General features: G+C 77.5%; 11 protein-coding genes. 9 read left to right on the top strand and 2 right to left on the bottom strand.

Features of this window, described 5'->3' with window-relative positions:
* Positions 1–38: 38 nt before the first annotated feature.
* Positions 39–989, bottom strand: coding sequence for a serine hydrolase (locus tag K353_RS00160; RefSeq protein ID WP_158585300.1), 951 nt, complete (start codon positions 987–989; stop codon positions 39–41).
* Between the two features lie 69 nt (positions 990–1058).
* Positions 1059–1967, bottom strand: coding sequence for an oxidoreductase (locus tag K353_RS00155; protein ID WP_111551473.1), 909 nt, complete (start codon positions 1965–1967; stop codon positions 1059–1061).
* Positions 1968–2083: 116 nt separating this feature from the next.
* On the opposite strand from K353_RS00155, the gene K353_RS00150 reads away from it, so the two are divergent.
* From K353_RS00150 to K353_RS00110, 9 genes are all read left to right on the top strand, one after another.
* Positions 2084–3079 (top strand): DUF5937 family protein, encoded by a 996-nt coding sequence (locus tag K353_RS00150; protein WP_233533261.1) that lies wholly within the window; start codon positions 2084–2086, stop codon positions 3077–3079.
* Between the two features lie 141 nt (positions 3080–3220).
* Complete coding sequence (locus K353_RS00145; protein WP_111551472.1) at positions 3221–3865, top strand: hypothetical protein; 645 nt, start codon at positions 3221–3223, stop codon at positions 3863–3865.
* 476 nt (positions 3866–4341) lie between these two features.
* On the top strand, positions 4342–7566 hold the full coding sequence (locus tag K353_RS00140; RefSeq protein ID WP_111551471.1) for a non-ribosomal peptide synthetase: 3225 nt from the start codon (positions 4342–4344) through the stop codon (positions 7564–7566).
* Positions 7567–7583: 17 nt separating this feature from the next.
* On the top strand, positions 7584–13112 hold the full coding sequence (locus tag K353_RS00135) for a non-ribosomal peptide synthetase/MFS transporter (RefSeq protein WP_111551470.1): 5529 nt from the start codon (positions 7584–7586) through the stop codon (positions 13110–13112).
* Entirely contained in the window at positions 13109–14692 is a 1584-nt protein-coding gene (locus K353_RS00130) for a class I adenylate-forming enzyme family protein (RefSeq protein WP_111551469.1), read from the top strand. The genes K353_RS00135 and K353_RS00130 overlap by 4 nt, the downstream gene beginning before the upstream one ends.
* Complete coding sequence (locus K353_RS00125; protein WP_111551468.1) at positions 14689–17748, top strand: non-ribosomal peptide synthetase; 3060 nt, start codon at positions 14689–14691, stop codon at positions 17746–17748. The genes K353_RS00130 and K353_RS00125 overlap by 4 nt, the downstream gene beginning before the upstream one ends.
* A complete protein-coding gene (locus K353_RS00120; protein WP_100838719.1) occupies positions 17745–17966 on the top strand; it encodes an MbtH family NRPS accessory protein in 222 nt (73 codons plus the stop codon). Before K353_RS00125 ends, K353_RS00120 begins: the two co-directional genes overlap by 4 nt.
* On the top strand, positions 17963–18217 hold the full coding sequence (locus tag K353_RS00115) for an acyl carrier protein (protein ID WP_111551467.1): 255 nt from the start codon (positions 17963–17965) through the stop codon (positions 18215–18217). The genes K353_RS00120 and K353_RS00115 overlap by 4 nt, the downstream gene beginning before the upstream one ends.
* Positions 18214–19587 carry a condensation domain-containing protein gene (locus K353_RS00110; protein ID WP_111551466.1) on the top strand — a complete coding sequence of 458 codons (1374 nt, stop codon included), beginning with the start codon at positions 18214–18216 and terminating at the stop codon, positions 19585–19587. Before K353_RS00115 ends, K353_RS00110 begins: the two co-directional genes overlap by 4 nt.
* The last annotated feature ends 81 nt before the right edge of the window (positions 19588–19668 follow it).

Genomic DNA, 19668 nt, shown 5'->3' with positions numbered 1-19668 from the left:
GCCGGAGACAGCCCGGACGGAGATGGGCACGGGACCGGTCAGCCGTCTTCCCGGCGCAGTGCGGCGACGGCCCGGGCGGTGGCGGTGCCGATGGCGGCGTTGATCGCGGTCTCGTCCGAGCCCGGCCGGGAGCGGGTGAAGACGGCGGCGGCGTACCGGCGGCCGTCGGGGTGGGAGATCACGCCGACCTCGTTGCGGACCACACCGAGCAGGCCGCCGCTCTTGGCCGCGACCCGCACCGGCGGCCGGAAGCCGCTCGCGATCCGGTGCCGGGTCAGCTGACGGCCCATCAGGGTGCGCACCCGGGCGCACGCGGCGGCCGGTCCGGCCCGGTCGGTCCAGATCAGCCGCAGCAGTTCGGCCATGTCGCGCGGGGTGGTGCGGGTCCCCCGGGACGGGTCGAGCGCGCGGGCGGTCGGCAGCAGTTCCCCGGCCCGGGCCGACTCGGCCGCCGACGCCCGCTCCCCCCAGGCCACCGCGTCCGCCCAGCCGGTGCGGCCCAGGTCCCGACCGATGGAGTCGAGCATGGCCCGCAGGTCGGACTCCAGCGCGGTGCCGGTCAGTCCGAGCCGTTCGGCGGTCGCGTTCACGGCGTCGACGCCGATCCGCCGCAGCAGCACGTCGGTGGTGTGGTTGTCGCTGATGGTGAGCATCAGGACGACCATGTCCCGCCAGGAGAGCACCGCGTCGTCCTCGAACAGCGAGGTCCCGGTCGGGCCGAAGGTCCGGTCGGCGGCGCTCAGCGTCACCCGCTCGCCGGGGTCCAGGCGGCCCTCGGCGAACCAGGTCTCCGCCTCCAGGGCCACCTGCACCTTGACCACCGAAGCCGGAACCGACGGCTCGTCGGCGCGGAAGCCGAACTCGCGGAAGCCGGGCTCGCCGGAGCCGAACCCACCGAAGCCGGACTCGCCGTCGTCGTCCAGCGGGAGGACACACAGCGCGCCCTCGCAGCCGGCCCGCTCGAAGATCCCCCGGATGTCGTCCGTCACGGCGCCCATCCTGCCGGAAGGGCCCCCACAGGGCGTCGGCAGGGCTCCGGCAGGGCTCCGGCAGGGCGGTCACCGCCGGTGCAGCGCGTCCAGCTGGGCGAGTTCCGCCGCGGACAGCCGCAGGCCGCCGGCCGCGACGTTGGCCTCCAGGTGCGCGGGGTCGCCGGTGCCGGGGATGGCCAGCACGTGCGGGCCGCGGTGCAGCGTCCAGGCGATCCGGACCTGCGCGGGGGAGGCCCCGTGCGCCCGGGCGACCTCGACCACCTCCGGGTGCTCCTCGGCGCCCGCCCCGTACTGGCGTCCCGCCGCCGCGATCGCGTAGAACGGCACGAAGGCGACGCCCTGTTCGCGGCACAGCTCGACGAGGGCGTCCTGCTCGGGCCGGACCCCGAGGCCGTACATGTTCTGCACGCACACCACCGGCGCGACGCCCTGCGCCTCGGCCAGCTGGTGGGGCTGGACGTTGGACAGGCCGAGGTGGCGGACCAGCCCGGCCGTCCGCAGCTCGGCCAACGCGCCGAACCGCTCGGCGACCGAACCGTCGCCCACCACCCGGAGGTTCACCAGGTCCAGGTGGTCGCGGCCGAGCTGGCGCAGGTTCTCCTCCACCAGCCCGCGCAGCTGGTCCGGCCGGGCGTGCGGCAGCCACGCCCCCGACGGGTCGCGCGGCTGCCCGACCTTGGTGGCGATCACCAGGTCGTCGGGGTAGGGCGACAGCGCCCGGTTGATCAGTTCGTTGGCCGAGCGCAGCGGCGAGAAGTAGAAGGCCGCGGTGTCGAGGTGGTTCACGCCGAGCTCGACGGCCCGGCGCAGCACGCCGACCGCCTGCCCGCGGTCGCGCGCGACCGCGCCGGGCACCAGGGCCGCGCCGGTCTGGGCCAGCCGCATCGCGCCGAAGCCGATCCGGTGGACCACGCGGTCGCCCAGCGTCCAGCTGCCCGCCGCGGCGGCGGTGATCGTCCGTGGGGTTGGGGTCATGCCGCCGATGATCGGCCGACGGCTACAGTGGTGGCTACTGATTCGGACATCTGCGAATCCTCGGAGAGCGGTCCCCGGAGCGCAGTCCTCGGAGAGCGGTCCCCGGAGCGCAGGAGGTGGCCGTCCTGGCCGAACTGGCCTTCCCGGCCCGCGACGTGGCGCGGGTGCGGTTCGCCGTCTCCCCGATGTGGCAGCTCACCACCGGCTACCGCCTGCTGGCCTCGGGCGCCGCGGACCCGGTGCACCGGCGCTGGCTCGACCAGGTGCGCCCCCGGGTGGCCGCCGCCGCGCTCGACCGGGGCCGGCTCGCCGAACTGCTCCCGCCCGGCACCCCGTACGTACCGGACTTCCTCAACCCCGCACCCGCCGGCCCCGCCCCCGCGCTGGAGGAGGAACTCGCGGCGATCGCCGCCACCCCCGCCGAACGCGTCCGCGCCGACCTCGACCACCTCCGCCACCACCAGGGCCGCACCGGCCCCCGGACGCGCGCCCTGCACGCCGACCCGGCCGCCCGGCTGCCCGCACTCCTCCGGGAGGTCGCCGCCTTCTGGGAGACGGCCCTCGCCCCGTACTGGCCGCGGATCCGCGCCCTGCTGGACGCCGACGTCCTGCACCGCTCCCGGCAGGCCGCCCGGCACGGCACCGGACGGCTCCTCAACACCCTGCACCCCCAGATCAGTTGGGACGACACCGGGCTCCGCCTGGAGCGCCGGAGCCGGACCCTGGCCCGCCACCGCGCGGGCGGCGGACTGCTCCTGATCCCCACCGCCTTCAAGGGCCCCGGCCTGTCCACCCGGATCGCCCCGCCCGACCCGCCCCAACTCGCCTACCGCGCCCACGGCGCCGGCCGCCTCTGGCAGCCCCGCACCGGCTCGGCCACCGAGGCCCTCGCCGCCGTCCTGGGCCGGGCCCGCACCCTCCTGCTGGCCGAACTCGACGCCCCCGCCACCACCACCGAACTCGCCCACCGCACCGGCCTCTCCCCGGCCCACGTCTCGCAGAACCTCACCGCCCTGCGCGCCGCCGGCCTCGCCACCGCCCACCGCACCGGCCGCACCGTCCTGTACGCCCGCACCGCCGTCGCCGACACACTGCTCGCCGCCGGGCACTGACGATCTGTCATATTCGTTTTCCTCCAAGCGACTTGTTGCCCGGATCGGCCGCGTGGAACGATGACGGCTCCGCGCCGAGCTCGGCGTCGGGGGGTCGGGCGGGCGTGGGGGCGCCCGCCCTCTGCGGTGGGGGAGTACACCATGGCTCTGCAATTCGTCGGTCTGTTCGCGAACGACCCGGCCTACCAGGCGGCGCAGGCCCAGCTCACGCTCTGCGACCGGCCGGCCGCCGCGGCCGACGCGGCCTGGGGGCTGTGGCCGGCGCCCGCGGTGCTGGGGGCGACCCTGCTGGGAAAGCTGGCGAACGTGCCGGGCGCCAACGTCGTCGTGCGCGGTGCCCGGGCCCGGATGCCGGTCGGGGACACCCAGCTGATCGGGGTCCCGGCGGGCGGCCAGCAGCAGCACAACCTGACGGCCGAGACGGCCGGATCGCTGCGGACGTGGCTGGCCGCGAACCCCGGGGCGGCGCTCACCATCGTGGTGAACGTGACCACCGGCTCCTCCACCACCTTCGCGGGGACGATCGTCGAGATCCTCAACCACGAACTGTCCGCGCACGCCGAGCCGTACGCCGACTTCCTGATCGCGGAGGCCGCCGCCGCCGGGACGGGCGTCCTGGACACGGCCGACCAGCAGCACCAGGCCCTGGCCGCCGGCAACCCCCGCTACCGGCTGATCGGGGCGGAGTACGTGACGACCCACCCGGCGGCCGACCAGGCGCCGCGCTACCGCACCCGGATGGCGCAGGACACGGTGGCCAACGCGACCCTGCCGCCGGGCGTCTGACCGCGCGGCAGCCGACCGCGGCCGAAGTGGCGCCGGGCCCCGAGGAGGGGGCCCGGCGCCACTTCGTCGTCCGCCCGGCGGCGGACGGGCCCGACGGGGCCGTGGCGGATCGGCGGTGGGGACACGGCGGGTCGGAAGCCGGGCCCGACGAGGACGCGGCGGGTCGGCGGCAGGGTCCGCGGCGGGGCCGACGGCAGGGTCCGCGGCAGCGTTCCGGTCGGCGGCCCGGTGACGTCCGGAAACGTGGAGGAGGTCCAGACCATTGACCGGGTGCCTCCTCGCTCCCTAGCATCCGCCGTGTCACAGCAGCCCCGTTTCAGCCATCCCGGCCCGGACGTCCCGGCCCGGGTGACCGGCGTACCCGCGTGCGGCCCCACCCGCCCGCGCCGCCGCCGGACGGGGCCGCCGGGACGGCCCTCGACGTCGGAGGGCCCCTGCACCGCGCACCACGGAAAGACCAACGGGGAGCTCGATTCATGCCTACCGGGAACACCGGACCGGAACCGGTGGCCGAAACCACCGCCGCGCTGTCGGTGGGACAGGAACGCCTCTGGTTCCTGGCCCAACTGGAGCCGGAGGACCCGTCGTACAACATCCCGTACGTCCTGCGGCTCACCGGGCGGCTCGACCCGGCGGCGCTGCGGACCGCCCTGGACGCCGTCGTCGCCCGGCACGAGGCCCTGCGCTGCCGGTTCCCCGCCGCGGACGGACGGCCCGCCGTGCTGGTCGATCCGCCCGGGCCGGTCCGGCTCGACGAGCGCGACCTGCGGGGCGCCCCGGCGGGGGAGGCGGAGGCGGCGCTGGCCGAACTGAGCAACACCGCCTTCGACCTGGCCGCCGACCCCCCGCTGCGCGCCGCCCTGCTGCGCACCGGGGACGAGGAGCACCTGCTGGCCCTGGTGCTGCACCACATCGCCGCCGACGGCTGGTCGCTGGGGCTGCTGCGCGCCGAACTCGCCGCGCACTACGCCGCGCACCGGGAGGGCCGCAGCGCCGAACTCCCGCCCGCCCCCTCCTACCTGGCGCACGCCGCCGCCGAACGGGCCTGGCTGGACGGCCCCGAGGCGGCCCGGGCGCTCGCCCACTGGCGCGAACGCCTGGCCGGAGCACCCCCGCTGGAACTGCCCCTCGACCGGCCCCGGACCGGCGCGCCCAGCAGCGCCGGGGCCTACCACACCCGGGTGCTGCGCGGCCTGCGGCCCGTCCTGGAGTCGTTCGCCCGGGCCCGCCGGGTGACGCCGTTCATGGTGCTCGCCGCCGCCTACCAGGCCCTGCTGCACCGGTGCACCGGACAGGACGACTTCTGCGTCGGGGTGCCCACCGCCGCCCGGGACACCGTGGAGAGCGAACGGGTCGTCGGGTACTGCTCCTCGGCGCTCGTGCTGCGCGCCGACCTCTCCGGGGCGCCCACCTTCGACGCCCTGCTGCGCGCCGTCCGCGGCGAGTGGACGCGCGCGCTGAGCCACCGGCGCGTCCCCTTCGAACGGCTCCTCGACGCACTGGGCGCCGACCGGGACCCGGACCGCGCGCCGGTCTTCCAGACCATGCTCACCGTGCACACCCACACCGGCGGCGAACTCGGCGAGGAGCCCTTCGCCGACCTGCGCTGCGCGGAGGCCGACGCCGGCCACACCGCCGCGAAGTCCGAACTCGGCTTGGACGTCCGGCCGGACGGCGACGACCTGCACGCCGTCCTCGGCCACCGCACCGACCTACTGGACCCCGCGACGGCGGCGGCCCTCGCCGCCCGGTTCGAGACCCTGCTGCGCGCCGCCCTCGCCGCCCCGGACACCCCGGTGCACCGGCTGCCGCTGCTGACCGACGCCGACCGCGCCCTGCTGGCCGACGGGGCCCGCGGGCCCGCGCTCCCGGCCGGACCGCCCACCGTCCTGGCCGCCGTCGACCTGGCCGCCAGCCGGCGCCCGGACGCCCCGGCGGTGGTCGGCCCGGACGGGACGCTCACCCGGGCCGGGCTCGCCGCCGCCTCCCGGGCGCTGGCCGCCCGGCTCGCCGCCCACGGCGTGCGCCGCGGCGACCTGGTCGCGCTCTGCCTGCCGCGCGGCCCGCGCGCCGTGACCGCGATGCTGGCGGCCTGGCGGCTGGGCGCCGGCTACCTCCCGCTGGACCCCGGCTACCCGCCGTCCCGGCTGGCGTTCATGCTCGCCGACAGCGGCGCCGCCGTGCTGCTCACCGAGGACGGCACCCTCCCGGACGGCGTGCGCGCCGACCTCCCGGTGCTCGCCGCCGACGGGCCGCAGCCCCCGGCCCCGGCCGCCCCCGAGGTGCCGGAGGAGAGCGTGCCCGAGGAGAGCCCGGCCGCCCCCGAGGACCCCGCCTACCTGATCTACACCTCCGGCTCCACCGGCACCCCCAAGGGCGTCCTCGTCCCGCACCGCGCCCTGGCCGCCCGGGTGGCCTGGATGCGCGACGGGTACGGCCTGACGGCCGACGACCGCGTCCTGCAGTACGCCACCCTGTCCTTCGACACCAGCGCCGAGGAGGTGTTCCCGGCGCTCGCCGCCGGGGCCGTCCTGGTCACCGCCCGCCCGGACGCCGCCCTCCCCGACCAGCTCGCCGAGCCGTACTGCGCCGGCCTCACGGTGCTCGACCTGCCCACCCCGTACTGGCACCACCTGGTCGCCGACCTGGACGAGACGCCCTGGCCGCCGGGCCTGCAGCTGCTCGTGCTGGGCGCCGACCAGGTCCGCCCGGAGGCCGTCGCGGCCTGGCGGGCCCGGTTCGGGGAGCGCGTCCGGCTGGTCAACTCCTACGGCCCCACCGAGACCGCGATCATCGCCACCACCGCCGAGCTGGGCCCCGCGGACGCGCACCGCCGCCCGCCGATCGGCCGCCCGGTCGGCGGCACCACGGTCGCCGTCCTCGACCGGCACGGCACCCCGGTGCCGCCCGGCACCCCGGGCGAACTGGTCATCGGGGGAGCGGGGGTGACGGACGGCTACCTCGGCCGCCCCGGCGCCACCGCCCGCGCCTTCGTCCCCGACCCGGACGGCCCGCCCGGCGCCCGCCGCTACCGCACCGGCGACCTGGTGCGCCGCCTCCCGGACGGGACGCTGGAGTTCCTCGGCCGGATCGACGACCAGGTGAAGGTCCGCGGCTACCGGGTCGAACCCGGCGAGGTGGAGTCCGCGCTGCTCGCCCGCCCGGGCGTCACCCAGGCCGCGGTGGTCGCGCACCGCGACACCCTGGCCGCCTACGTGGTCGGCCCCGGCCTCGACCCGGACGCGCTGCGCACCGCCCTCGCCCGGACGCTCCCCCCGCACGCCGTCCCCGGCGCGATCGTCCCGCTGGACGCCCTCCCGCTCACCCCCAACGGCAAACTCGACCGCCGCGCCCTGCCCGCCCCCGACGCCGTGGCCGGCGCCCGCCGCCGCCCGCCGCACGTGCCGCCGCGCACCGAGGCGGAGGAACTGGTCGCCGACGTCTGGCAGGAGGTGCTGGGCGTGGCCGCCGTCGGCGCCCACGACGACTTCTTCGACCTCGGCGGCCACTCCCTGCTCGCCACCCGGGTCGTCGCCCGGATCCGCGCCGCGATCGACCTCGCCGTCCCGCTGCGCGCCCTGTTCACCCACCGCACCGCGGCCGCTTTCGCCGAGGCCGTCGAAGCCGCCCTGGTCGCCGAGATCGACAACCTGTCCGACGACGACGCCGCCCGGCTGCTCGCCGCCCCGGACGCCCCGTAAGGAGACCGGCTCCCGTCATGAGCCCCGACACCACCACCCCGGACGCCCCCGCCAAGGCCGGGCTGTCCGCCGCGAAGCGCGAACTCCTCAGACGCCGGCTGGCCGGCCGCCCCTCCGCCCGGACCACCACCGTCCCCCGGCGCACCCAGGACGCCCCCGTCCCGCTCTCCTTCGCGCAGGAACGGCTCTGGTTCATGGAGCAGTTCGCGCCGGGCACCGCCGCCTACAACATCCCCGTGGTCCGCCGGCTGCGCGGCCCGCTCGACCCGGACGCCCTGCGCGCCGCCCTGGACGCCGCCGTCGCCCGGCACGAGACGCTGCGCTCCCGCTACCCCGCCACCGAGGACGGCCGCCCGCTGCTGGTCGTCGACCCGCCCGGCCCCGCCGAACTGCCCGTCACCGACGCCGCCGACGAGGCGGCGGCCGAACGGATCGTGGACGCGGACGCCGCCGTCCCGTTCGACCTGGAGCACGGGCCGCTGCTGCGGGCCCGGCTGATCCGGCTCGCCGCCGAGGACCACGTCCTGCTGCTGGTCGTGCACCACAGCGTCAGCGACGGCTGGTCCAGCGAGGTGCTGCTCGGCGAGGTGCTGCGCGGCCACGCCGCCCGGATCGCCGGCGCACCCGACCCGCTGCCCGAACTCCCGGTCCAGTACGGCGACTTCGCGATCTGGCAGCGGCAGGAGCTGAGCGGCGACCGGCTGGCCGCCGAGGTCGCCCACTGGGGCGCCGAACTCGCCGGGGTGGAGCCGCTGGAGCTGGCGTTCGCCCGCCCGCGCCCGCCGCGCCAGACCTTCGAGGGCGCCGGGTACGCGTTCCGGGTCGAGCGCCCCCTGCTGGAGCGCCTCACCGCCCTGGGCCGTCGCCACGACGCCACCGCGTACATGGTGCTGCTGGCCGCCTTCCAACTGCTGCTGGCCCGCCACAGCGGACGCACCGACTTCGCGGTCGGCTCACCCGTGGCCGGCCGCCCGGCGGCCGAACTGGAGCCGCTGGTCGGCATGTTCGTCAACGTCCTGGCGCTGCCCGCCCGGCTGGAGGGCGACCCGGACTTCGCCGAACTGCTCGCCCGCACCCGGGAGACCTGCCTGACCGCCTACGGGCACCAGGACCTGCCGTTCGCCCAGCTGGTGAGCGAACTCAACTGGCCCCGGGACGTCTCCCGGCCGCCGGTCTTCCAGGCCGTCCTGGCGGTGCAGAACTACGCCGTCCAGGGCGAGGGCCCCGACACCGGGCCGCTCACCGCCGAACCGTTCGGCGTCCGGGCCAGCGGCACCCGCTTCGACCTCGAACTCTTCCTCCAGGAACGGCCCGAGGGCCTGAACGGCTCGTTCAACTACAACACCGACCTGTACGACGAGGCCGACATCGCCCGCCTCGCCGACCACCTCGGCCGCCTGCTGGCCGCCGTCGCCGACGCGCCCGACACCCCGCTGTCCGCCCTCGACACCCTCACCCCCGAGGAGCGGGCGTTCGAGACCGAACGCTTCAACGACACCGCCGTGGACCGCCCGGCCACCACCCTGACCGCCCTGGTCGCCGCCCAGACCGCCCGCACCCCCGACGCCGTCGCCGTCGCCACCGAGGGCCGCCCCGCCCTGACCTACCGCCAACTCGACGAGCGGGCCGGCCGGATCGCCGCCCGGCTCGCCGCCGAGGGCGTCGGCCCCGGCAGCCTGGTCGCCGTCAGCGCCGAACGCTCGCCCGACCTGGTGGCCGGCCTGCTCGGCGTGCTGCGCACCGGCGCCGCCTACACCCCGCTGGAACCCGACTACCCGGCCGAACGCCTGGCCTTCCTGCTCGCCGACAGCGACGCCACCGTCCTGCTCACCCAGCGCAAGCTGCCCGTCCCGGCGGGCTGCGCGGCCCGCGTCCTGCTGCTCGACGACCCGGCCGAGTGGCCCCGGGCCCGCACCCGCCCGGCCGGCCCCGCCCCCGACGACCCCGCCTACGTCATCTACACCTCCGGCTCCACCGGCCGCCCCAAGGGCGTCCCCAACACCCACCGGGCGATCGCCAACCGCCTCCAGTGGATGCAGGACGCCTACCGGATCGGCCCCGGGGACGCGGTGCTGCAGAAGACCCCCACCGGCTTCGACGTGTCGGTCTGGGAGTTCTTCTGGCCGCTGGCCACCGGCGCCCGGATCGTGCTCGCCAAGCCCGGCGGCCAGAAGGACAGCGGCTACCTGCGCGACCTGATCGCCGCCGCCGGGGTCACCGTCGCCCACTTCGTCCCCGCCATGCTGCGGGCCTTCCTCGCCGAGGAGGGCGTCGAACGCTGCACCACCCTGCGCCGCGTCGTCAGCAGCGGCGAGGCCCTCCCGCCGGACGCCGCCCGCGAACTGACCGCCCGGCTGCCCGGCCTGCGCCTGGCCAACCTGTACGGGCCCACCGAGGCCGCCGTCGACGTCTCCTCCTGGGAGTGCGCCGGGCCGCTGACCACCGTGCCGATCGGCCTTCCCGTCGACAACACCCGGCTGTACGTCCTGGACGCCCGGCTGCGCCCTGTCCCCCCGGGCGCCCCCGGCGAACTCCACATCGGCGGCACCGCCGTCGCCCTCGGCTACCACCGCCGCCCCGGCCTCACCGCGGCCCGCTTCGTCCCCGACCCCTACGGCCCGCCCGGCTCCCGCCTCTACCGCACCGGCGACCTGGCCCGCCGCCGCCCCGACGGCACCCTCGAACACCTGGGCCGGATCGACGACCAGGTCAAACTGCGCGGACTGCGGATCGAACCCGGCGAGACCGAGGCCGCGCTGCGCGCCCAACCCGGCATCGCCGACGCCGCCGTCGTCCTGCACCAGGACCGCCTGGTCGGCCACCTGGTCCTCGCCCCCGGCGCCGAGGAACCCGACCCGGTGGCCCTGCGCGCCGCCCTCAAGCGCACCCTCCCCGACCACCAGGTCCCGGCCGCGTTCACCACCCTGCCCGCCCTGCCGCTCAGCCCCAACGGCAAACTCGACCGGCGCGCCCTGCCCGCCCCGCGCATCCACCGCCCCGACGGCGCGGCCGAGCCCGCCACCCCCGCCGAGGCCGTCCTCGCCGAGATCTGGGCCGAGGTCCTCGACCTGCCCGAGGTCGGCACCGACGAGAACTTCTTCGACCTCGGCGGCCACTCCCTGCTGGCCACCCAGGTCGTCGCCAGGGCCCGCAAGCGGCTCACCGCGATCGGCGCCCGCCCGGTCGGCGTGATGGACCTGTTCACCCACCGCACCGTCCGCGACCTGGCCGCCCTCGCCGCCGCCGACGACCGGCCCAGCGGCCCGCGCGCCCTGCTGCACCGCCTCACCCGCGCCGTCCCCGCCGCCCGCCGCACCCTCACCCTGGTGTGCGTCCCCTACGGCGGCGGCAGCGCCGTCGTCTACCAGCCGGTCGCCGACGCGCTGCCGCCCGACGTCGAACTCTGGTCCGTCGCCGTCCCCGGCCACGACCTCGGCGTCACCGAACACCACCTCGACTTCGACGACCTCGCCGAGGCCGTCGCCGCCGAGGTGCGCGCGAAGGTCGACGGACCGCTCGTCGTCTACGGGCACTGCGCCGTCGGCACCGCGCTCGCCGTCGCCGTGGCCCGCCTGCTGGAGGGCTCCGGCCGGGAACTGGAGGCCGTCTACGCGGGCGCCCAGTTCCCGTTCGCCCGGCCGCGCAACCGGCTGCTCGCCGCGCTCGGGAAGATCGCCGCGCTGGAACCGCTGGTCGGCGACCGCTCCTACGCCAACTGGCTGACCGGCATGGGCGTCGACACCTCCGAACTCGACGAGGACCAGGTCCGGTTCGTCATCGGCAACATGCGGCGCGACACCCGGGCCGCCGAGGACTACTTCACCCGTGCCCTGGCCGAGGTCGAGGCCGGCGCGCCCCGGCTGCGCGCCCCCGTGGTCTCGCTGGTCGGCGACAAGGACCCGGCCGCCGACTTCTACCAGGAGCGCTACCGCGAGTGGCTGCTGCTGGCCGAACGCTCCGCGGTCGCCGTGCTGGACGAGGGCGGCCACTTCTTCATCGCCTACCGGGCCGCCGAGACCGCCGCCGCCGTCACCACCGTCCACCGCGCGCTCCTCGACGGCACCACCGCCGACCTCCCGCGCCGGGACCCGGAGAACTCCTGGTGGTTCCACGGCGAGACGGCCCCCGCCGCGGAGGGCTCCGCGGACGGCCCGGCGGGCCGGGAACCGGCCGCCGACGCGGACGGCCCGCAGCCCGGCATGGGCCGCTTCCTCTGGGTCGTCGTCGGCCAGCTCGCCTCCATCACCGGCTCGGCGCTCACCGAGTTCGCCCTGCCGATCTGGATCCTGCTGGAGACCGGGTCGATGGCCCGCTTCGCGCTGTACGCCGTGGTCGCGATGCTCCCCGGCATCCTGGTCGGCCCGCTCGCCGGCGCCCTGGTCGACCGCCTCGACCGCCGCCGCGTGATGCTGCTGGGCGACCTCGCCGCCGGCGCCACCCAGGCCGGACTGCTGACCCTGCTGCTCACCGGCCGCCTGTACGCCTGGGAGGTGTACGCGCTGCTCGCGGTGCTGTCCGTCGCGCTCACCTTCCAACGCCTGGCGTACGCCTCCGCCGTCCCGCAGCTGGTGCCCAAACGCCACCTCGGCCACGCCAACGGCATCGTCCAACTCGCCTTCGGCACAGCCCAGTTCGTCGTCCCGCTGGCCGCCGTGGCGCTGCTCGCCGCGATCGGCCTGCGCGGCATCCTGATCATCGACGTGGCCTCCTACGCCGTCGCCGTCACCGTCCTGCTCGCCGTCCGCTTCCCGAAGACCCTGCCCTGGACCCGCCGGGAGTCGCTGACCGCGGAGATCCGGCACGGCATCGCCCTCTCCTGGCGCCACCGCGGCTTCCGGGCGATGCTGCTCTGGTTCGCCGGCCTGAACGTCTTCCTCTCCCCGCTGTTCCTGCTCACCACCCCGCTGGTGCTCTCCTTCGACGACCTCGGCGGCGCCGCCCGGGTCGCGGTCGCGGCCGGCGCGGGCGCGGTCCTCGGCGGCGTCACGATGGGCTTCTGGGGCGGACCGCGCCGCCACAAGCTGCGCGGCATGCTCGCGCTGGCCGCCGTCCTCGCCCTGGCGGGCGCGGTGGAGGGGCTGCGGGCCAACCTGTGGACGGTGGCGGCCGGCGCGTTCGGCATGTCCTTCGCGCTGGCCCTGGTCAACGGCATCTACGCGACGATCGTCCAGGTCAAGGTCGCCCAGCGGTTCCACGGCCGGGTGTTCGCCCTGAACACCCTGGTCGCCTGGTCCACCCTCCCGCTCGGCCACGGCGTCATCGCCCCGCTCGGCTCCGCCCTGTTCGGCCCGCTGATGGAACCGGACGGCGCGCTCGCCCCCGTCTTCGGCCCGCTGATCGGCACCGGCCCCGGCCGCGGCATCGCCCTGATGTACCTGCTGTTCGCCGCCGCCATGCTCGCCCTGGTCGCCCTCGGACTGCGCCTGCCGGTGCTCGCCCGCTTCGACCGCGACGTCCCGGACGCCGAACCCGACGACCTGGTCGGCCTGCGCGAACGCGCCCGCACCGCCGCCGCCCGCCGCGCGGCCGGGACGGGGGCCCGATGAGCACCGCCCCGCACCTCCCCGGCACCCCCGTCCCCGCCACCCCCGCCACCCCCGCCACCCTGCCCGCGCTGCTCGCGCACCGGGCCGCCGCGCACGGCGAGCGCACCGCCGTCGTCTGCGGCGCGCAGCGGCTCGACTTCGCCGCCTGGCAGGCCCGTTCCGGGGCGCTGGCCGCCGCGCTGCGCGCCGAGGGCGTCCGGAGCGGCGACCGGGTCGGGCTCTGCTTCGGCACCGACCGCTGGGCGGAGTACGCCGTCGCGTTCCTCGCCGTGCTGCGGGCGGGCGCCGTCGCCGTGCCGCTCTCCGACCGGGCCTCGCCCGCCGGGACGGCGCACGCCCTCACCGACGCCGGGGCCCGCCTCCTGCTGCACGCCGACGGCGGCCCCCGCCCGCCGGGCGTCCCGGACGGCGTCCGCACCCGCACCGAGGCCACCGCCACCGCCACCGCCCACCACCCCGCCGACCCCGCCGACCCCGCCATTCCCGGCACCCCCGGCCTGCCCGAACCCGACCCGGACGCCCCGGCGCAGATCCTGTACACCTCCGGCACGACCGGCACCCCCAAGGGCGTCACCGCCCGGCACGCCAACCTGGTCCACGGCTGCACCCTCGACGAGCGCCGCCGCCCGCTGCGGCACTCCCGCACCTTCCTGCACGCCTTCCCGGTCGGCACCAACGCCGGGCAGACCATGCTGGTCAACGCGCTCAACGCGCACGCCGCCTGCGTCACCGCCCCGCAGTTCACCCCGGCCCGGTTCGTCCGGCTGATCGCCGAGCACGCGGTGGGCAGCGTGTTCCTCGTCCCCGCGACGGCCGTCGAACTGCTCGCCTCCCGGGCGCTGGCCGCCGCGGCCGAGCGCGGCGACCTGGACACCGTCCGGCTGGTCGGCTCCACCGCCGCCGCGCTGCCGCAGCCCGTCGCGCTCGCCCTCGACCGGGCGTTCGGCAAGGCCCAGCTGGTCAACTACTACACCTCGACCGAGGCGGCCCCCGCCCAGGTCACCCTGCTGTTCGACCCGGCCCGCCCGGACTCCCCGGGCCGCCCCGCCTCGCTCGCCGAACTGCGCGTCACCGACGCCGACGGGCACCCCGTCGCGCCGGGGGAGCCCGGCGAGCTGTGGCTGCGCTCGCCCGCCGCCCCGCGCGCCTACCTGGGGGAGCGGGACGGCGCGGTGTTCCGGGGCCGCTGGGTGCGGATGGGCGACCTGGGCCGGGTGGACGCCGACGGGTTCCTGCACCTGCTCGACCGGGAGCGCGACGTCGTCAAGTCCGGTGCCCACAAGGTCTCCACCCTCCAGGTCGAGAACGCCTTGCACGCCCACCCGAAGGTCGCCGACGCCGCCGCCTTCGGCGTCCCGCACCCGGTGCTCGGCAGCGTCGTCGCCGCCGTCGTCGTCCCGGACGGCGAACTGACCGCGGCCGAGCTGCGCACCTTCCTGCTCGACCACCTCGCCGTCCACGAACTCCCCGCCACCGTGCACTTCCGCACCACCCTGCCGCGCAACGAGGGCGGCAAGGTCCTCAAACGCCAACTGCGCCGCACCCTCACCACTCCGGACACCCCCGAGGCCACGCCATGACCACCCCGCTCACCCCCGCCCAGCACGGCGTCTGGCTCACCGGGCGCACGCTCGACACCGGCACCGCCTACCACCTCGCCGTCACCCTCGACCTCACCGGCCCGCTCGACGCCGACGCCCTCGACCGGGCCTGCGCCGCCGTCGTCGCCCGCCACCCCGTCCTGGCCTCCCGGTTCGCGCCTGACGGCACGGCCGCGCCCACCGCCGCCGTCGCCCCGCCGCGCCGGGTCGACTGCGCCCCCGCCGACCTCGACAAGCTGCTCGACGAGGAGCGCGCCGCCCCGTTCGACCCCGCGACCGGGCCGCTCTGCCGGTTCGCGCTGTTCCGCCCCGGGGCCGAACGGCACGTGCTGCTGGTCACCGCCCACCACCTCGTGCTGGACGGCGAGTCCAAGGAACGCCTGGTCGCCGACCTCGCCACCGCCTACCGCGGCGAACCGCTCGACCCGGCCGCCGCCCCGGCCGACCCGCCGACCCCCGCCCTCGAAGCACCCGCGCTGGAAGCCGCCACCGCGTACTGGGCGTCGCGCTGGCGGGAACCCGCCGCGCCCGTCCTGCCCGGCCTGGCCCCGCCGCCCGACGGCGGCGTCCGGCCCGCCCCCGGCGCCGAAGCCGCCTTCCGGCTCGACGGGCGCCGCTGCGCCGACACCGCCCGCGCCCTCGGCGTCACCCGCTTCGAACTCCTCACCGCCGCCTGGCACGCCCTGCTGGCCCGCTACGGCGACCCCGCGCCCACCACCGCCGTCGAACTCTCGCTGCGCCGCCCCGGCGACCCCGTCGCCCTCGGCCTCGCCGTCAACGAACTGCCGCTGCGCCCCGGCGAACCCGCCGACCGGACCTTCGCCGACTGGACCCGCACCGTCCGGGCCGAACTGCGCGCCCTGTACGCCCACCGCGCCGTCCCGCTGGGCCGCGCCGTCCCGGGCCTGACCCCCCGCACCGCGCTCACCCCGCTGTCGGTCAGCTACCGCCGCCGCCCGGCCGCCGCCGCCCCGGACTTCGGGCCGCTCACCGCCCGGGTCGGCTGGACCGGCTTCGCCGGCACCGCCCGCAACCTGCTCCACCTCCACCTGGTCGACTGCGGCGAGGAGGTCCTCGGCAGCCTCCAGTACCGCACCGGCGCGCTGGACGCCGCCACCGCCGCCCGGATCGCCGGGCACTACACGGCACTGCTGGACGCCGCCCACGCCGCCCCCGACACGCCCGTCGCCGCCCTGGAGTTCCTGGCCCCCGACGAACGCGCCGCCCAGCTCGCCGCCCCCGCCCCCCGCCCCGACCTGCCCGCCACCACCGTCCCCGCCCGGTTCGCCGCCCGCGCCGCCGCCCACCCCGACGCGGTCGCCGCCGTCGCCGACGGCACGCCCGTGACGTACGGCGAACTGGCCCGCCTGGTCGCCCACGCCGCCGCCGCCCTCACCCGGCACGGCGCCGGGCCCGGCCGCACGGTCGGCATCGCGCTGCCCCGCGGCCTGGACCAACTCGTCGCCGTGCTGGCCGTGCTGGCCACCGGCGCCGCCCACCTCCCGCTCGACCCCGACTACCCGGCCGCCCACCTGGCCTTCGTCCGCGACGACGCCCGGCTCGCCCTGCGGATCACCGACCGCCCGGAGCAGCCCGGCGACCTCACCCCCGCCGACCTCGCCCCCGCCGACGCCGGCACGCCCCCGCTGCCCCCGGCGCCCGACCCCGCGCTGCCCGCCTACGTCCTCTACACCTCCGGCACCACCGGCCGCCCCAAGGGCGTCGAAGTCCCGCACTCCGCGCTGGCCAACGTCCTCGGCAGCCTGCGCGACCGGCTCGGCGCCACCCCCGCCGACCGCTGGCTCGCCCTCACCTCGCTCGCCTTCGACATCTCCGCCGTGGAACTCCTGCTGCCGCTGACCACCGGCGCCCGGGTCGTCCTCGCCCCGCCCGGCGCCCACCGCGACGGCCCCGCCCTGCTCGCCCTGCTCCGCGAACAGCGGATCACCCACGTCCAGGCCACCCCCAGCGGCTGGCAGCTGCTGCTGGACGCCGGACTCGCCGACACCGCCCTCACCGCCCTCACCGGCGGCGAGGCCCTGCCCGCCCCGCTCGCCGCCGCCCTGACCGCCGCCACCGCCCGGCTGGTCAACGTCTACGGCCCCACCGAGACCACCATCTGGTCCACCTGCGCCGACCCGGCCCTCGACGAGCACGGCGCCGTCACCCTCGGCGAACCCCTGGACAACACCCGGGCCTACGTCCTCGACCAGCGGCTGCGCCCCGTCCCGTACGGCGTCCCCGGCGAACTCCACCTGGCCGGGGACGGCGTCGCCCACGGCTACCGAGGCCGCCCCGGCCTCACCGCGAGCCGCTTCCGGCCCGACCCGTACGGGCCGCCGGGAGCCCGGATGTACCGCACCGGAGACCTGGTGCGCCGCGCGCCCGACGGCGCCCTGGAGTACCTGGGCCGCGCCGACACCCAGGTCAAGCTCCGCGGCCACCGCCTCGAACTCGGCGCGGTCGAGGCCCGCCTCGCCACCCACCCCGGCGTCGCCCGGGCCGCCGCCGCCCTGCGCGGAGCGGACCGGCTGGTCGCCTACGTCGTCCCGGCCGGCCCGGCACCCGACCCGGCCGAACTCCGCGCCCACCTGGCCGCCGTCCTGCCCGCCGCCGTCCTGCCGAACGCCTACGCCGTCCTGGACACCCTCCCGCTCACCCCCAACGGCAAGCTCGACCGGGCCGCGCTGCCCGACCCCGGGCCCGCCCGCCCCGACCCCGCGCCCGCCGCCGGGAGCGAGAACACCGGGAGCACGAACGCCGGGAGCACGAACACCGGAACCGGGGACGCCGGGCCCGAGGACGCCGTGCTCGCCGCGGTGCTCGCCATCTGGGCCGACGTCCTCGAACTGGACGACCTCGGCCCCGACGAGGACCTCTTCGACCTGGGCGGCCACTCGCTGACCATCACCGCGATCGCCGCCCGCGTCTCCCGCACCCTCGGCGTCGACGTCCCGCTCGACGTCTTCTTCGACGAACCCACCGCCCGCGGCGTCGCCGCCGCCGTCCGCGCCCTGCAAGGAGCCACCCCGTGAGCAACGAGATCCGCTACGTCGTCGCCGTCAACGACGAGGAGCAGCACGCCCTGTGGCCCGACGGCGCGCCGCTGCCCGCCGGCTGGCGCGCCGAGGGCTTCGCCGGCACCGAGGCCGAGTGCACCGCCCACGTGGACCGGGTCTGGCCGGACATCCGCCCGCTCAGCCTGCGCCGCCGCCTGGCCGGCCACCCGGACGCCCGCGAGGACGCCCGATGAGCGACCTGCACGACCGCGTCGCCGACCTGGTCTCCCGCGCCACCGACGGCGCCGTCGGCACCCCCGAACTCCTCGGCTCCGCCGACGTGCCGCTCGCCGCGCTCGGCGTCAGCTCGCTCGCCCTGCTGCGGCTCGCCGACAGCCTGGAGGAGGAGTTCGGCATCCTGGTCGACCTGGCCGACCGCACCCTGTACACGACGGACCTCGACGGGCTCACCGCGCGGGTGCGGGAGCTCGGCGGCACCCCGTGACCGCCCTGGAGGTGCCGTTCGCCGGCGGGCGGACCGGCGAGGCGCCGCTCACCTGGGGACAGCGGGCGATCTGGCACGCCATCGGCCGCACCGCGCCCAACGACCACTACTTCAACCTGGGCCGCGTCCTCCCGCTCGCCGACCGGGGCGCCCCCGTGGACGCCCCCCGGCTCGCCGCCGCACTGGCCGCCCTCGTGCACCGGCACGAGGCACTGCGCACCCGGATCGCCGACGGCCCCCGCCAACAGCTGCACGGCGCGGGCCGGATCACCGTCGACCTCCGCGACGCCCCCGACGCCGACACGGCCGCCCGCACCGCCGACGGCCTGCTCGCCGAACTCACCGCCCGCCGCTTCGACTACGCGGGGGAGTGGCCGGTCCGCTTCGGCGCGGTGCGCCACGACGGGCGGATCAGCCACGTCGTGCTCGCCCTGTGCCACCTGGCCTCCGACGGCCACGGCGCCGAGGTCCTGGTCCGGGACCTGCGGCTGCTGGTCCGGCGCGGCTCCGCCGGACCGGCCTCCCCCCGGACCCCGCACGACCTGGCGCACCACCAGCACTCCCCGGCGGGCCGCCGGGCCGGCGAGGCGGCCCTCGCGTTCTGGGCCGACGGGCTGGCCGCCGCCCCGCCCACCATGTTCCCCGCGCCCGTCGCCGCCCCCGAGCACCCGCGCTACTGGACCGGCCGACTGGTGTCCGCCGCGCTGCCCCGGGCGGTGGACGCGCTGGCCCTCGCCCACCGGGTCAGCGGCTCCACCGTGCTGCTCACCGCCGCCGCCGCGCTGGTCGCCGCCGACCGGGGCCACCGGACGGCGGCCGTCATGCCGATCGCCGGGAACCGCGCCGGAGCCGACCGGCGCACCCTGGTCAGCACCCTCTCGCAGGACGCCCTGTTCGTGCTGCGCACCCCCGACGACCCGGACGCCGTCCTCACCGACCTGCTGGCGGACGCCTGGCCCGCCGCGCTGGCCGGCTACCGCGCCGCCTCCTACGACCCGGTGGCCTGGGACGCCCTGCTGGCCCGCGCCGCCCGCGAACGCGGCACGGAGGTCCACCCCTACTGCTGCTTCAACGACATGCGCCTGGTCGACCGCCCGCCCGCCACCGGCCCGCTGGACGCCGCCACCCTGGCCGGGCTGCGCCGGCGCACCGCGCTGGACTTCCCGGCCACCCAGGACCGGGTGGCCTGCCGCTACTGCCTGCACCTCACCGGCGACGGCGACACCCTCACCGTCACGCTCACCGCGGACACCGCGTACCTGCCCAAGGCCGCGATCCACGCCCACCTGCGCGCCCTGGAGGACGTGATCGTCGACTCGGCGGCGGGCCGCCCGCCCCGGGTGGCCCGGCTGCGGGAGGCGCTGCGGTGACCGGGGGCGCCGCGACGCCCCCGGGCGTCCCGACGGCCGGACCCGGCCCGGTGCCCCGCCCGGTCGCCCGGGCCGCGGACG

It is taken from the genome of Kitasatospora sp. SolWspMP-SS2h, assembly GCF_003259315.1.
GTDB lineage: Bacteria > Actinomycetota > Actinomycetes > Streptomycetales > Streptomycetaceae > Kitasatospora > Kitasatospora fiedleri.
The sequence above is the reverse complement of the archived record's forward strand: the minus strand, read 5'-3'. Positions and strand labels throughout refer to the sequence as shown.